Raw genomic sequence first — 15,731 nt, forward strand, 5'->3', positions numbered from 1 at the left:
CGAACGGGATTTTGTAACGCTGCTGCCGACCTCGCTGGCAGAGCACTAATTCACCCGAGTTGGGAATTGGTCCGGGTTTACCCCCGCCAAGCAGGTAAAATCATGTTTTGATCCTCTTTCTTCCCTACGGCGCCCGCATCGTGTCCCTTGTCCAGCATCTGCCCGGTTCCTCCGTCCTGTCCTCATTTCGCCGTGAGCGACTTCTCACGCAACTGAAAAAGGCCGGCCTGCCGGTGGCGGACATATCCGCCCGCTACGAACACTTCGTGCAAACCGACAAGGCTTTGTCGGCCGAGCAGCAGACTCACCTCGTTCAACTGCTGGATTACGGCACGCCCGTTGCCGGCGAACCTGCCGCCAAGGGCCTGGCGCTATTGGTCATCCCCCGTCTTGGCACGATTTCGCCCTGGGCCAGCAAGGCCACCGACATCGCGCACAACTGTGGCCTGGACAGCGTGCACCGCATCGAGCGCGGGGTGCGTTACCTCATCACCCCTGAGCGTGGTTTGCTTGGCAGCAAGTCCTTTGACGCGGACATGCTGGCGCGCGCGGCGGATTGCCTGCATGACCGCATGACCGAGACGGTCGTACAGGCCGATTTCGATGGCCAGGCGCTGTTTACGCCGCTGGCCGGCAAGCCCATGCGCACCGTGGCGGTCAAGGCCGAAGGACGCGCTGCGCTGGAAGCGGCCAACACCAGCCTGGGTCTGGCTTTGTCGGAAGACGAGATCGACTATCTCACCAAGGCCTTTGGCGACCTGGATCGCGACCCCACCGATGTGGAGTTGATGATGTTCGCCCAGGCCAATAGCGAACATTGCCGGCACAAGATTTTCAACGCCGACTGGGTCATCGATGGCCAGGAGCAGCCCAACACGCTGTTTGGCATGATCCGTGCGACGCACAAGGCTCAGCCTCAGGGTACGGTCGTGGCGTATTCGGACAACGCTGCCATCATGGAGGGCGGCCCGGCGCAACGCTTCCAGGCGGGCCTGCCGGGTCAGGCAGGCGAGGGCGCCGAAGGCGCGCGCTATGTGCGCCGCGATGCGATCATGCATACGCTCATGAAGGTCGAAACCCACAATCACCCCACCGCAATAGCGCCTTTCCCGGGTGCGGCAACGGGCGCGGGCGGCGAAATTCGCGATGAAGGCGCCACCGGCCGAGGCTCCAAGCCCAAGGCGGGCCTGACCGGCTTTACCGTGTCGCACCTGCGCTTTGACGACGCCTTGCAATCTTGGGAGGCCGATCACCACGGCCTGCCGGATCGGATCGCCTCGCCGCTGTCCATCATGATCGATGGCCCCATCGGTGGAGCCGCATTTAACAATGAGTTCGGCCGCCCCAATCTGCTGGGTTATTTCCGCAGCTTCGAGCAGACCGCCGGTGGTACGCGCTGGGGCTATCACAAGCCCATCATGATCGCGGGTGGTCTGGGCAGCATCGATGCTGGCCTGACCCACAAGGATCCATTGCCGCCGGGCGCGCTGCTGATGCAATTGGGGGGACCGGGTTTCCGCATCGGCATGGGCGGCGGCGCGGCTTCCAGCATGAGTGTGGGTAGCAATTCGGCCGAACTGGATTTCGACAGCGTGCAACGCGGCAACCCCGAGCTGGAGCGCCGTGCCCAGGAAGTCATCGACCGCTGCTGGCAGCAAGGCGCCGAGAACCCCATTCTGGCTATCCACGACGTGGGGGCAGGCGGCCTTTCCAATGCCTTCCCCGAGCTGGTCAACGATGCCGGGCGGGGCGCCACGTTTGATTTGACGCGCGTTCCGCTGGAAGAGTCCGGCTTGTCGCCGGCCGAGATCTGGAGCAATGAATCGCAAGAGCGTTACGTGCTTGCCATCTTGCCGCAGGATCTGCCGCGCTTTGAAGCCATCGCCCGGCGTGAACGCTGCCCGTTTGCCGTCGTGGGCGTGGCCACTGAAGAGCGCCAGTTGCGCGTGGTCGATGGCGAAGGCCTGCCGGGCCTGGATGCCGTGCGCGCGCAGCGTGCCGACGAGGTTCGCCCGGTCGATGTCCCCATCGATGTCATTCTGGGCAAGCCCCCCCGCATGACGCGTGACGTACAGCGCCTGCCGGGCGTGTCCGCACCGCTGGATCTGGCCGGTATCGATCTGACCGAGGCAGCCTATCGCGTGCTGCGCCACCCGACCGTGGCCAACAAGAGCTTCCTCATCACCATTGGCGACCGTACGGTGGGCGGGTTGTCCAGCCGTGACCAGATGGTCGGTCCCTGGCAGATTCCGGTGGCCGACGCCGCCGTCACGCTGGCCGACTACGAAGGGTTCCGCGGTGAAGCGATGTCCATGGGTGAGCGTACGCCGCTGGCCATGCTGGACGCGCCGGCCTCGGGCCGCATGGCGGTGGCCGAAGCGCTGACCAATCTGGCCTCGGCCGATGTGGCGCGCATGGAGGACATCAAGCTGTCGGCCAACTGGATGGCGGCCTGCGGAGTGCCGGGCCAAGATGCGGCGCTGTATGACACCGTCAGTGCCGTCAGTGAGTTGTGCCAGGCCGTTGGTCTATCCATCCCGGTGGGCAAGGACTCGCTGTCCATGAAGACCACCTGGGCCGAAGATGGCGAGTCGCGGCAGGTCATCTCGCCCGTCTCGCTCATCGTGACGGCCTTCTCGCTGGTGGGGGACGTGCGCGCCAGCCTGACGCCGCAATTGCGCGGCGAGGCGGGCGACAGCGTGCTGATTTTCATCGACCTCGGGTGCGGCCGCCATCGCATGGGCGGCTCCATTCTCGCGCAGGTATACAACCAGGTGGGCCAGACCGTCCCGGATATCGATCAACCGCAGGATCTGCGTGCGTTTTTCGTGACTATCCGCACGCTGGCCGAGGCTGGCTCCATTCTGGCCTACCATGATCGCTCCGACGGTGGCCTGTTTGCCACGATCGCCGAGATGGCCTTTGCCGGCCGTACGGGGGTGTCGGTCAATCTCGACATGCTGACCTTCGATCCGCAGTCGGCCGATTGGGGCGACTACAAGATCCGCCCCGAGCAGGTGGCCGTGCAGCGCGATGAACTCACGCTCAAGGCCCTGTTCTCCGAAGAGGCCGGCGCGGTCATTCAGGTTTCCGCCTCTGAGCGCGATGCCGTCATGCAGGTGCTGCGCGGCGCGGGTCTGTCAGCGCATTCGCATGTCATCGGTGGTCTCAACGGTGGCGACGAGATTGAGTTTTTCCGCGATGGCAAGAAGATCTGGGGCCAACCGCGCGCCGAATTGGGCCGCGCCTGGAGCGAGGTCAGCTACCGCATCATGGCGCGCCGCGACAATCCCGCTTGCGCGCAGGCCGAACTCGATGTCTGGAACGACACGACCGATCCCGGCCTGTCGCCGCGTGTCGCCTTCAATCCGCAGGAAGATGTCGCGGCTCCGTTCATCGCCACGGGCAAGCGTCCGCGGGTAGCCATCTTGCGCGAGCAAGGTTGCAATAGCCAGGTTGAAATGGCCTGGGCCTTCGATACGTCGGGTTTCGAGGCGGTCGACGTACACATGACCGATCTGCTGTCTGGCCGCATCGACCTGGCCGGCATGCAGGGCCTGGTTGCAGTGGGCGGCTTCAGCTATGGCGATGTGCTGGGCGCCGGCGAGGGCTGGGCCCGTACCATCCGCTTTAACAGCAAGCTGTCGGATCAGTTTGCCGCTTACTTTGCCCGTCCGGATACCTTTGGTTTGGGCGTGTGCAACGGTTGCCAGATGATGGCTGCACTGGCGCCCATGATCCCCGGAGCCGAGTTCTGGCCGCGCTTTACGCGCAATCAATCCGAGAAGTACGAGGCGCGTCTGTCCCTGGTGGAAGTGCAGGCATCGCCCTCCATCTTTTTTGCCGGCATGGAAGGCGCGCGCATCCCGGTGGCGGTGGCCCACGGCGAAGGCTATGCCGACTTCTCGCAGCAAGGCGATGCCAGCCGCGTTCTGGCGTCGGCCCGCTACATCGACAATCACGGCAAGCCTACCGAGGTCTATCCCTTTAACCCTAACGGCAGTCCGCAAGGCCTGACCTCGGTGACCACGGCCGATGGCCGCTTCACCGTGCTGATGCCGCATCCCGAACGCGTGACGCGTAATGTCATGATGTCCTGGGCGCCGCAGCAATGGGGCGAGAAAGACAGCGGCGGCGCGTTTACGCCGTGGATGCGCTTTTTCCGCAATGCGCGAGTGTGGTTGGGCTGATTCCTGCATCCTCTTATCGCAAACCCGGCAAGCGGCCACCAGCCGCTTGCCGGGTTTTTTATGAGCAAGCCCCGCTAGGCGAAACGCGCGGCCAGACGGATTGCGGCTTAAAATAACGGCTTCGCGCTATGCCTGCTCCCAAACGGAGAACCGCTCATGAACGCCCGTGTCCCTGACGACGCCCTGCCTCCCACTCTGGATCCGAAAGCCTTGCAGGCTTTTGTCGATGACAAATGGGATACCGAAATTATCCCCGCGCTGACCGAGTACATCGCCATTCCGGCCAAGAGCCCGGCGTTTGACGCCGATTGGGAAAAAAACGCCTATATCGAACGGGTGGTGCGCGACGCTGCTCAGTGGGTGCAGGCGCAGAAGATCCACGGCATGACGGTGGAAGTGGTGCGTTTGCCTGGCCGCACCCCCGTCATCTTTTTTGATGTGCCTGCCACGCGCAAGGACAACGGCGACACCGTGCTGCTCTACGGCCACCTGGACAAGCAACCTGAGTTCTCGGGCTGGCGTTCGGATCTTGGCCCCTGGACCCCCAAGTACGAAAACGGCAAGTTGTATGGCCGCGGCGGCGCGGACGATGGCTACGCCATCTACGCGTCATTGACGGCCATCATGGCGCTGGACAAACAGGGTGTGCCGCGCCCGCGCTGCGTGGGCATCGTCGAGACCTGTGAGGAGTCCGGCAGCTATGACCTGCTGCCTTATGTGGATGCGCTGCGCGATCGTCTGGGCAATGTGGCACTGGTGGTCTGTCTGGATTCAGGGGCGGGCAACTACGACCAGCTTTGGATGACAACGTCGTTGCGCGGCATGGTCTCCGGTACGCTCGAGGTCCAGGTACTGGACGAGGGTGTGCACTCGGGCGACTCCAGCGGGGTGGTGCCCTCGAGTTTCCGTATCCTGCGTCATCTGCTCGATCGCCTCGAAGACAGTGGCACCGGCCGCCTGTTGCCGCAGAGCCTGCATTGCGAGATTCCGGCCGATCGTATCGATCAGGTCAAAGCCACGGCGCAGATTCTGGGCGACGAAGTCTGGCGGCGTTTTCCCTGGAGCTGTGGCGCCGAGGCTGGCTTTGTGCTGCCCATGACCACCGAGCCGGAACAGGCGCTGCTCAACCGTACCTGGCGCCCGACGCTGTCGGTTACGGGCGCCGAAGGCCTGCCTCCTTTATCCAGCGCGGGTAATGTGCTGCGTCCGCGTACGGCGTTCAAGCTGTCGCTGCGCTTGCCGCCGCTTATCGATGCGGTCGCCGCGTCGCAGGAGATCAAGGCGCTGCTGGAAGCGGACTCGCCCTATAACGCGAAGGTCATATTCCACGCTAACGAGGGCGCGGCAACCGGCTGGAACGCACCGTCGTCGGCAGCGTGGTTGTCTCAGGCGCTGGACCTGGCCTCGCAGGACTACTACGGCGCGCCTTGCGGCTATATCGGTCAAGGCGGCACGATTCCACTGATGAGCATGCTGCAAAAGGGTTTTCCCAAGGCGCAGTTCATGGTGTGCGGCGTGTTGGGGCCCAAGTCCAACGCGCATGGCCCGAACGAGTTTCTGCACGTGCCTTACGGCAAGAAATTGACCGCAGCGGTGGCGCAGACCATGGCTGCCATGCCTGGCGCCTGAGGTCCGTATGATTCTGGAAACTTCCGCGGCGCAGGCCGTTGCCGGCGAAGTGCGCCGCTGGCTGGATAGCGCCGTCATCGGCCTTAATCTCTGTCCTTTCGCCAAGGCTGTGCAGGTCAAAGGCCAGGTCCGTTATGCCGTCAGCGATGCCACCGACGAGGAGGGCGTGCTGCAGGACCTGGAAGCCGAGCTCCTGCTGTTATCGCAGACCGACCCCGACAGCGTGGACACCACGTTGTTGATTCTGCCCGAGGCGTTACCCGATTTTTATGATTTCAACGACTTCGAAGAGTTGTCGGAGCGGCATGCTAAAGCGCATGCGACTGGTGGGCGAGTTGCAGGTCGCCACCTTCCATCCCTTGTTTCAGTTCGCCGAGACCGATCCGGACGATATTGAGAACTACACCAATCGTTCGCCTTATCCCATTTTGCATCTGTTGCGCGAAGAAAGCATCGACCGGGCCGTCGAGGCATTTCCGGACGCCGCCGAGATTTATGAGAAGAACATCGAAACGATGCGCGCTCTGGGTCACGATGGCTGGCAGCGCCTGATGGATGAGGGCAGCGACAAGGGCACCCACTGAACGAACCCCTCAGGGCGCGAGGATGGACGCGCGTTGCGCGCTGCGGCGTGCGATGAGGGCCTGGTACTGGCGTAGTCTGTCCTCGCGGGCGGCGATCATGTCGGCCCGGCATGAGGCCAGGGCGACTTCGCCCCAAGTCAGGCGCCAGGCATCATTGTCGCGCCCAGCCATATCGGCATACACCGCGCAGTCGGCCTCGATGTAGCCCTGCCACTTGTCTTGGTCGTTGGCCAGAGAGGCGGCTTCATCGTCGGGCAGTTGCCGGCGCAACGCGTCATAGCGAGCGAACATCGCGGCCTGGCGCTCGGCCAGCGCGGCTTGCGCGCAGACCTGGGCTTGATAGCGTTACTCTGCCAGTGGCGTGCCACAGTCATCGCCCCTGGCGGGCAGCGCGGTCAGGGAAATGGCGGCCGCCGTCAGCGGCATGGCGGCGCGCAAGAGCATCGTCATAATGCTGGACTCAGAGGTCAGCAGGGACGGTAAAGCGCTCGCGCAATTGCGGCAGGCCCACCCGATCCAGAATCTCATGGAGGCGCTGGGCAGCCTTGCGGCGGGGCCGATCGGGCTTGTGCTGCGCGATGATGAGTTCGTTTTTCATGGAGTGCTCCCAGCCGACCAGTTCGGTCACGCTGACCTGGTAGCCGTGAGCCTCGAGTTGCAGGCAGCGCAGGACGTTGGTCAATTGGCTGCCGAATTCGCGTGTATGAAGCGGATGACGCCAGAGTTCGGCGGCGTCACCCAGCGATGCGCCCTTGTTCTGTCTCAGGGCGGCGGCGATCTCGGCTTGGCAACAGGGCACCAGCACAATATGGTCGGCGCGCTTGGTCAGCGCAAAGCGGATGGCGTCGTCGGTCGCCGTATTGCAGGCGTGCAGGGCGGTAACAACGTCGATGGTCTCGGGCAGTAGCGGCGAGACGATGGACTCGGCCACCGACAGATTGAGAAAGGACATGCCAGCAAAGCCGGCGCGTTGCGCCAGGTCCTGCGAGCTTTGTACCAAAGCTTCCCGCGTCTCTATCCCGTAGATGTGCGAGTCATCGGCCAGTTGCTTGAAATACAGGTCGTAGAGAATGAAGCCCAAATACGACTTGCCCGCGCCATGGTCGGCCAGCGTGACCCGGCCACGGCGCGACTTCACCTCAGCCAGCAGCGGCTCGATGAACTGAAACAAGTGGTAGACCTGCTTGAGCTTGCGCCGGCTATCCTGATTCATCTTGCCGTCGCGGGTCAGGATGTGGAGCGCTTTGAGCAGTTCGACCGACTGGTCGGGGCGGATATCGTAAGTCTTGGACATCGGTACAACGAGGGCAGGCGTGGCCACCAAACCCGCAGTGTACCGAAATCCGGTGGGCAGGCGTGGCGCGCGCCTTGGGGCGTGCGTTCAGGGCTGCGCAAACACCGGTTCGCCCAGATTCAGCATCAGCCGGTTGGCCCAGGCGAAGATGGCATCGGCGTGCAGCAGATCCAGGATTTCGCCTTCGGTCAGGCCTACATCCTTGAGTGCCTGGATATCCGACGCCTGCAATGCGGCCGAGTGCTCGGTGATTTTGACGGAAAACTCGGCGATGGCGCGTTCGCGCGGCGTTGTGCCGGCTCGGCGCGGATTCTCGAACACTTCCGCGATCACGTCAGTGCGTTTGGCCAATTGTTCGAAGCGCTGCGCGTGCACCGAGGCGCAATAGACGCAACCATTGACGCGCGACACCACCGTGGCGCCAAGCTCGCGTTCTGCGCGCGACAGCCCGCCCGGCGCATACATGATGGCGTTGAAGGCCGTGGAGCGTTGGCGCAGGATTTCCGGCTGGTGAATCAGGAACAGATAGTAGTCGGAGGTTTTGGCTTTGGGATGGCTTTCTTCCAGCACGGCAATCTGTTGGGCCGTGGCCTGCTCGACGTTCACCGTGTCGAGCCAGGCTTTCCATTCGAGGACTTCATTGGTGAAGCCATGTGCTTTGATCGGGGTAGTCATGCAGCGTGCTCCAGCGATTTCATGGCCTTCAGGCCCGCGACCAGGCGCACCTGATATGACAGAAAGGCGATCAATTGAGACAGCGTCACCACCTCGGAGGTGGATAGACCGGCCGCAGGCAAGGCTTCAAGTGCGGCCCGGTCGCCCTCGACCGGGTTCTGGATCAGCTTGCGCGTGAACTCCAGCATGGCGTCCAGGCGCGGCACGCCGGCGGCCTGGGGCGCGCCCTGAGCCAGTGCGTCGAGCACGGCAGGATCCGCCTTCTCGGCAACCAGACGTTGTTGGTAGTAGTCGGCCAATTCGGGCGAGGGCGTCAGCCTGCAGGCATGCACGGCGACAGCCAGCCGCTCGACCAAGGACAGGCCGGGCAGCGCGGGATCGAACAAAGCTTCCAGGCTGCCCTGGGTGGCGGCGACGACTTTCTCGCGCTGATGGCGCACAGTGTAGAGCGCATCGTCTGCGTCAATGCCGACCAGCCGGTCGACGAGGTCTTGCTGATTCATTGTGTATCTCCTTGAGCCTTGGCCGCCACGGCGCCGCGCAGGAACTGCAGCACGCCCGCCCAGGACGCCTCATCGGCGTGGGCGTTATCGCGCGGGTTGCCACCGCTGGTGCTGATCTTGCCCGACACCGGATGGGCGTAGACCATCTGCGTGGTGGGCACATACGGGAACACGATCAGGTGTCCGCCATTTTCGAAATCCAGCCAGCGAACATCGTGGGGCTGGCCGGTTTCGGTCAGTTTGTCGCGCACCATGCGCGAGTACAGCGACGATGGCCAGGAACCGTCATCGGTGGCCGACAGGAGCATGACCGGCCCCTGTATGCGTTCGACCGGAATGCGAGCACGAGCCACGGCGTCCGGATCCTGCAAGGCGGTGAGGAAGGCGAGCTCATGGCGAGGCGGTGCCGGGCCATCGTCGAAAGGCTTCCAGCTGGCTGTGCGGTTGTTCTCCCAGACGTGGGGTAACGCTTTGCCCTCGAGCAGCCAGGTCGGGCCTTCGCGGCCCACCTTGGGGTCGGCCGCGTTCTGGCCGCTGTGAACCACCGCGCCAGGCACATAGGCAATCACGGCGGAGACGTCTTTAGCAAACGTCGCACCCAGCAGAAGCACCAGTTCGCCTCCCCGCGACTGACCGCTGAGGGCGACGAAGTCGTGTGCGGGGCGGACTTCACGGCGCAGCCATTGCAGGCCGCGTTGGAAGTACTCCAGCGGTGTATTCGAGATGTAGTCGGACAGGCCAGGCGCTTTGAAGTAGCCCAAGGCAAAGGCTGCGTATCCGTGCGACGCATATAGTGCGGCGCGCGGCTCATTGATGCCACCACCCGAGCCGTTGAGAATCATGATGGCGGGATGCGGTCCTTCTCCAGCAGGCAGATAAAGCGTGCCCACCAAACCGTCTTCACGCACCTCGCGCCGCGTCACGCCGGCGGCTGCCAGACGCTGCACGAAATGGCCGCTGGCGTGCATGTCCTGGGTACTGGCCAGAACCTCGGTGGCAAGCGCTTCGGTGACCGGCTGGTTGAAGGTCTCGCGGCGTCCGGCCACCTCGGGCGCCTGGGACCAGATCAGCCCCATGGGCGAGACGCCCTCATAGCTGCCGCGGATGGGCGCGTCGCGGGTGGTGTCCACCGAGCCCTGGGCATCGGCCACGAAGCTGGCCTGGGCTCGCCAGGTGACGCCGGCGCGCGAGGTTGCGGTCTGCAGGCTGACCTCTGCGCCGGGTTGGGCGCCGCGCACCACGATGCGCCGCGGCACATCGATGAGCGCGTCGGCTGGTTCGATCGACAGGCTGAGGCCGGCCATTACTTGGCGTCCTTGCTGACCATCTGGGCGGCCGTGCGGTCACTGGTCATCGGTTCGACCTTCAGGCCTTTGCGCGCGGCCCAGATGTTCTTGTAGTGAAAGAGGGGGATGATGCCCACGTCATCACTGACGATCGTGGCCGAGTCGCGCAGGATGGCTTCACGCTTGGCCACGTCAAACTCGGACGTGGAGGCGTCCAGGGCCGCATCGACCTTGGGGTTGCTGTAATGGCCCCAGTTGGAGGCGCCCAGGCCTTTTTGCGGTGACACGGTGGCCAGGATATTGACCAGGGCGTAGCTGGCTTCGCCGGTGCCATTGCCCCAGGCCAGCATGCTTACGGCATATTCGTTCTTATTGGCTCGGCCGGAGTAAACAGCCCATGGCACGACCTCGACCTGGGTCTTGATGCCGATGCGCGTCCAGAATTGTGCGATGGCTTGCGCCGTCTCGGCACCTTGCGGGTAGCGATCGTTGGGCACGTGCATGGTCAGTTTGAAGCCGTCCGGGTAGCCGGCTTCGGCCAGCAGCTTCTTGGCACGTGCGGCGTCGTAGGGGATGTTCTTGATATCGGGGTTATAGCCAAACGTACCCTTGGGCATCCATTGATTGGCCTCGGTGGCCGCGCCTTGCAGGATGCGGTCGGTAATGGCGGGACGGTTGATGGCCAGATTCATGGCTTGGCGCACGCGCACATCCAGCAGCGGATTCTTGTCCAGCGGTTTGCCGGCGTTGTCGGTGATGAAGGGGCTGGGAGCGGGATTGAAGTTGGGCTGCAAGAGCATGACGCGCAGGCCATCGTAGGGATAGACCGAGATGTTCGGTGCCTGCTTCAGCTTGTCCAGATCCGAGACCGAGACTTTGTCGATGACGTCAACGTCACCGGCCAGCAGGGCGGCGCTGCGCGCGGCCGCATTGTTGATGTAGCGATAGTTGATCTTGTCCCAGGGTTGCTTGCCGCCCCAATAATCGTCGTTGCGCTCCATGACGACCCGGTCGCCCGGTGTGTAGGAGACGAACTTATACGGACCCGTACCGACCATGGCCTTGCCCGAGTTGTAGTCTTCGGTGGCGGACTTCTCACCCACGTGTTTGCTGACGACGTGCACCGATGCCAGATTCAGCGGCAGGTCGGGATTGGGCGTCTTGGTCTTGACCACGAAGGTGAGCGGATCTGGTGCGCTCATGGATTCGATGGTGCGCAGATACCCCGCATAGGTGGCAACGCTACCCGGTACGGCGCGGGCACGGGTGTAGGAGTAAATCAGGTCATCGGCGGTAAACGGCGTGCCGTCCTGCCACTTGACGCCAGGGCGCAGCTTGAATTCCCACGTGGTGCTGTCCAGGGGCTTCCAGAACAGTGCCAGGCCAGGCTGCAACTTGTTCCATTTGTTCTCGACCAGCAGGTCCCAGAAGTGCAGGGCCACCGAGCGGTCGCCGGCATGGTTGTTCAACTGCGGGTCCAGCGAGGACAACGGGTCGGCGAACCCGATGGAGAGGTTCTCGGCGGACACCGGGGCGGCCGCGGCCACGAGGGCGGCGGCCAGGGTGGTGAGGAGCACTCGTTTCATGGTGCGTAGTCCTGATAAGTGTGTGGGAGGTTAGCGTCCATCGTTCAGATGACAGACGCTCAGATGATCAATGGCGATGCCCTTGAGTTGCGGCGCTTCGGTCTTGCAGCGCGGCATGACGTGGGGACAGCGGGGATGGAAATGACAGCCCGAAGGCGGCGCCAGAGGGCTGGGGATTTCGCCCTTGATGGCGGTAAATGTCTTGTGGCGGGTGTCCAGCCGTGGAATCTCGGCCAGTAGTGCCTGGGTGTAAGGATGATTGGCGTGCCGGAACACCTCATCGACCGAGGCCGATTCGACCACTCGGCCCAAATACATGATGACGACCCGGTCAGAGATGTGTTCCACCACGCCCAGATCGTGGCTGATGAACAGATAGGTAAGGTCGAGCTCGGCACGCAGATACATGAACAGGTTGAGGATCTGCGCCTGGATGGAGACATCCAGCGCGGCCACTGCTTCGTCGCAGACCAGCATATCGGGCCGCACGGCCAGGGCGCGGGCAATGCCGATGCGCTGGCGCTGCCCGCCCGAGAACTGATGCGGATAACGCTGGCGCAGTGCGGGATCCAGACCCGCGCGCTGCAATTTTTCGCTGACGTAGTCATCAAAGCCGCTGCGATCGACCAGCCCATGAATGCGGGCGGCCTCGCCCACGATTTCGTCGACTCGCAGACGCGGGTTCAGGCTGGCGTAGGGGTCTTGAAAAATCATCTGGACTTTCAGGCGGGCGCGTTGCGCCTCCTGCGGGCTCATCTCGCCAGGCAGTCGGCCGTTGACGCGAACGTCTCCATCGCTGGGCGGCATGATGCCTGCCGCGATGCGGCCCAGCGTGGATTTGCCGCAACCGGACTCGCCGACCAGGCCCACGACTTCGCCCGGGCGCACCAACAAGTCCACGTTGTCCACGGCGCGTGTGACGGCGGGCGGCCGGGACAGTCCCAAGGATTGCAATGCACGTGACACGGCTGTCTCGCGCCGCTCGCCAAAGCGTTTGCTCACGCCACGCAGGTCTACCAAAGGTGTGGCCACATCGCTCATGCTGCAATCTCCAGCGCGGGGTGAAAGCAGCGCACCAGACGCTGGGTCACGGGTGCGGACAGCGGGGGGCGCTGCCCACAGGCGGTCGAGACGCGCTCACAGCGCGAGGCGAAAGCACAGCCTTCGGGCAGGGACAGCAGATTGGGTGTCATGCCGGGGATCTGTCGCAGCCGCTGGCCGCGCACATTGTTGCTGGGCAGGCTGCTGATGAGCCCGGCCGTGTAGGGATGCATGGGCGTATCGAGCACCGCATCGACCGGCCCGTGCTCGACGATGCGCCCGGCATACATGACGGCGACCTCGTCGGCCAAGCCGGCCACCACGGACAGGTCGTGAGTGATCCAGATCAAACTGGTGCCGTGTTGGCGAGCGAGTTTTTGTACCTCGGACAGGATTTGAGCCTGGATGGTGGCGTCCAATGCCGTGGTGGGTTCATCGGCGATGATGAGATCCGGGCGATGCAACATGGCAATAGCGATGGCTACGCGCTGACGCATCCCGCCAGAGAGCTGGTGCGGATACGCCAGCAGTCTTTCCTCGGGGCTGGGTATCCCCATCATGCCCAGCGTCTCGCGGGCACGCTCGCGCGCCTGAGCGTGGCTGACGCGCGTGTGGGCGCGCACGGCCTCGATCATCTGCGCGTCGACGCGCAAGACGGGATTGAGCGTCATCATCGGATCCTGAAAAATCATCGCAATCCGATTGCCTTGCAGTTGCCGCAGTTCACGCGGGCGCATCCGCGTCAGGTCGCAGCCCTGGAACAGAATGCTGCCATCGACCACGCGGCCCGGGGGGGCGACCAGACCCATGATCGAAAACCCCGTCACGGACTTGCCCGAGCCGGACTCGCCCACCAACCCCAGGATCTTGCCGCGCTCGAGCCGGAACGACACATCGTCCACCGCGGGCAGGGTACCGGCACGGGTCTGGAAGTGGGTGCGCAGGTTGCGCACCTCCAGCGTGAGCGGCGCCAGAGATTGCGTGGCGGCGGTCATCGGTGCGTCCTCGGGTTGAGCACATCGCGCAGGCGGTCGCCCACCAGATTGATCGCCACGATGGTGACCAACAACGCGATGCCGGGATAAAAACTGATCCAGTATTGGCCGGAGAGCATCGTCTGAAAACCGTTGGCGATCAGCAGACCCAACGACGGCTCGGTCACCGGCACGCCCAGTCCCAAAAAGCTCAGCGTGGCCTCCAGGGTGATGGCACGGGCGATCTGCAACGTGGCAATCACGATGAGCGGCGGCAGGCAGTTGGGCAGTATGTGCCGCAACATGATGCGCCAGTTCGGGATGTCCAGGCAGCGGGCGGCTTCGACATATTCGCGCCGTCGTTCGACCAAAGCCTGGCCCCGGGCCGTTCGCGCGTAATAGGCCCACTCCAGAATGACCAGGGTCAGGACGACATTGCCCACGCCTTTGCCGAGGTAGGCCAGGATCATCATCGCCACCAGGATCGACGGAAACGACAGAATCAAATCCACCAACCGCATGATGATGGTGTCGGTTTTGCCACCCGCGTACGCGGCAAGCAGGCCAAGCAGGGTGCCTATCACCGCGGCGATCAGCGCCGAACCCACGCCTACGATGAGGCTGATACGCAAGCCATACAGAATGGCCGAGTACAGGTCGCGGCCCTGGCCATCGGTGCCCAATAAGTAGTTGTAGCTGTCCATGCCATTGGCCGAGCCGGGCGGCAGGCGTGCATCGAGCACGTCCAGTTGGAGCAGGTCATAGGGATTTTGCGGAGTGATCCAGGGAGCCAGTGACCTGCCCCCAGATTTAGTACGGCACCGACATAGAGCCCAGGGGTAAAAGACCTTCTTTCTGATGAGCCTGCACGAATTGCGCCGGCGTTAAATATCCGAGCGCGCTGTGAGGCCGATCGGTGTTGTACTCGACTCGCCAGTTTTCGATCAAGCTTTTAGCCTGTCGCAGGGACAAGAACCAGTGCTAGTTAAGGCATTCGTCGCGGAACTTGCCGTTGAAACTTTCGATATAAGCGTTCTCCACCGGCTTACCCGGCCGAATAAACGACAGCTTTACGCCTGCTTGGTAGGCCCCCAGGCGTCCAAGGCTCTTCCGGCGAACTCTGGCCCGTTGTCCACGGTAATAGATCGCGGCAGGCCACGCATCTCCGCCAGCCGTTGCAGCACCATGGCAACACGCAGTCCCGGCAACGACGTATCGACCTCGATGGCCAGGCATTCGCGAGTGTAGTCATCGACGATAGTCAAACAGCGGAATCGGCGGCCATAGGCTAGGCCGTCGGCCACAAAGTCCATTGACCAACTCTGATTCGGCGCGATTGCCGCTGGGCGAACCACGCGCTCGGTCGCCGCGATTCGCTTACGCTTTCGTTTTCGCACGCTTAACCCTGCCAGACTGTACAGCCGCCAGATTCGCTTGTGATTTGCTTGCCAGCCTTCGCGACGTAAGAGCACATGGATCCTCCGATAGCCGTAGCGTCGTTTCGCCACTGCCATCTCTTTCATGCGCTCGGTCAGCGCAGCATCGCCTGAGCGTGTGCTCTCGTAGGCAAACAGCGACCGCGAAATTCCTACCAGCCCACAGGCCCGGGTAACACCCATGCTGCGCTCGGTCATTAATGTCCTGACCGCCTCGCGTTTGGCCTGCGGGCTGACTACTTTCGGCTTAGCAGATCCTGAAGCGCCGCCTTGTCCAGCATCGACTCGGCCAACAGCTTCTTGAGCTTGTTGTTCTCCTGCTCCAGCTCCTTGAGCCTCTGAGCGTCCGACACCGTCATGCCACCGAACTTCGCCTTCCAGTTGTAGTACGTTGCCTCGGAGATTCCGTGCTTGCGGCACAACTCTGCGGGCTTGGCACCTGCATCGGCTTCCTTGAGCACGCCGATGATTTGCTCTTCCGTAAATCGTTTCTTCATTGCCATTCCTTTGGGAACGGACTCTACATCGATTTC

General features: G+C 63.1%; 10 protein-coding genes and 3 pseudogenes. 3 read left to right on the forward strand and 10 right to left on the reverse strand.

Going from position 1 to position 15,731, the window contains the following annotated elements; genetic code table 11:
* Positions 1 to 140: 140 nt before the first annotated feature.
* From purL to LK440_RS05560, 3 genes and pseudogenes are all read left to right on the forward strand, one after another.
* The gene (purL, locus tag LK440_RS05550) at positions 141 to 4,190 is read left to right on the forward strand and encodes a phosphoribosylformylglycinamidine synthase (protein WP_061781667.1); all 4,050 of its coding nucleotides are present in this window, start codon (positions 141 to 143) and stop codon (positions 4,188 to 4,190) included.
* 156 nt (positions 4,191 to 4,346) lie between these two features.
* The gene (locus LK440_RS05555) at positions 4,347 to 5,819 is read left to right on the forward strand and encodes a M20 family metallopeptidase (RefSeq protein ID WP_005014412.1); all 1,473 of its coding nucleotides are present in this window, start codon (positions 4,347 to 4,349) and stop codon (positions 5,817 to 5,819) included.
* Between the two features lie 7 nt (positions 5,820 to 5,826).
* A pseudogene (locus LK440_RS05560) lies at positions 5,827 to 6,403 on the forward strand (DUF1415 domain-containing protein).
* A gap of 9 nt (positions 6,404 to 6,412) precedes the next feature.
* Here the strand turns inward: LK440_RS05560 and LK440_RS05565 are convergent.
* From LK440_RS05565 to LK440_RS05610, 10 genes and pseudogenes are all read right to left on the reverse strand, one after another.
* On the reverse strand, positions 6,413 to 6,694 hold the full coding sequence (locus LK440_RS05565) for a lysozyme inhibitor LprI family protein (protein WP_005014410.1): 282 nt from the start codon (positions 6,692 to 6,694) through the stop codon (positions 6,413 to 6,415).
* Positions 6,695 to 6,863: 169 nt separating this feature from the next.
* Positions 6,864 to 7,697, reverse strand: coding sequence for a class I SAM-dependent methyltransferase (locus LK440_RS05570; RefSeq protein WP_005014409.1), 834 nt, complete (start codon positions 7,695 to 7,697; stop codon positions 6,864 to 6,866).
* An 87-nt stretch (positions 7,698 to 7,784) separates the two neighbouring features.
* Positions 7,785 to 8,372, reverse strand: a complete 588-nt coding sequence (locus tag LK440_RS05575) for a peroxidase-related enzyme (RefSeq protein WP_005014407.1) — start codon at positions 8,370 to 8,372, stop codon at positions 7,785 to 7,787.
* The gene (locus LK440_RS05580; protein ID WP_005014405.1) at positions 8,369 to 8,875 is read right to left on the reverse strand and encodes a CMD domain protein; all 507 of its coding nucleotides are present in this window, start codon (positions 8,873 to 8,875) and stop codon (positions 8,369 to 8,371) included. The genes LK440_RS05575 and LK440_RS05580 overlap by 4 nt, the downstream gene beginning before the upstream one ends.
* Positions 8,872 to 10,179, reverse strand: coding sequence for an acyl-CoA thioester hydrolase/BAAT C-terminal domain-containing protein (locus LK440_RS05585; protein ID WP_005014403.1), 1,308 nt, complete (start codon positions 10,177 to 10,179; stop codon positions 8,872 to 8,874). Before LK440_RS05585 ends, LK440_RS05580 begins: the two co-directional genes overlap by 4 nt.
* Positions 10,179 to 11,747 (reverse strand): ABC transporter substrate-binding protein, encoded by a 1,569-nt coding sequence (locus tag LK440_RS05590; protein ID WP_005014402.1) that lies wholly within the window; start codon positions 11,745 to 11,747, stop codon positions 10,179 to 10,181. Before LK440_RS05590 ends, LK440_RS05585 begins: the two co-directional genes overlap by 1 nt.
* A 30-nt stretch (positions 11,748 to 11,777) precedes the next feature.
* The gene (locus tag LK440_RS05595) at positions 11,778 to 12,779 is read right to left on the reverse strand and encodes an ABC transporter ATP-binding protein (protein ID WP_005014400.1); all 1,002 of its coding nucleotides are present in this window, start codon (positions 12,777 to 12,779) and stop codon (positions 11,778 to 11,780) included.
* Between the two features lie 5 nt (positions 12,780 to 12,784).
* Positions 12,785 to 13,783: an ABC transporter ATP-binding protein gene (locus LK440_RS05600; RefSeq protein ID WP_005014398.1), complete on the reverse strand. Its 999-nt coding sequence runs from the start codon at positions 13,781 to 13,783 to the stop codon at positions 12,785 to 12,787.
* Positions 13,780 to 14,654, reverse strand: a pseudogene (locus LK440_RS05605) (ABC transporter permease). Before LK440_RS05605 ends, LK440_RS05600 begins: the two are co-directional and overlap by 4 nt.
* Positions 14,573 to 15,695, reverse strand: a pseudogene (locus LK440_RS05610) (IS3 family transposase). Before LK440_RS05610 ends, LK440_RS05605 begins: the two co-directional pseudogenes overlap by 82 nt.
* Positions 15,696 to 15,731: the final 36 nt, after the last annotated feature.

The organism is Bordetella holmesii (assembly GCF_020735985.1).
In the GTDB taxonomy this organism is placed as follows: Bacteria; Pseudomonadota; Gammaproteobacteria; order Burkholderiales; family Burkholderiaceae_B; genus Bordetella; species Bordetella holmesii.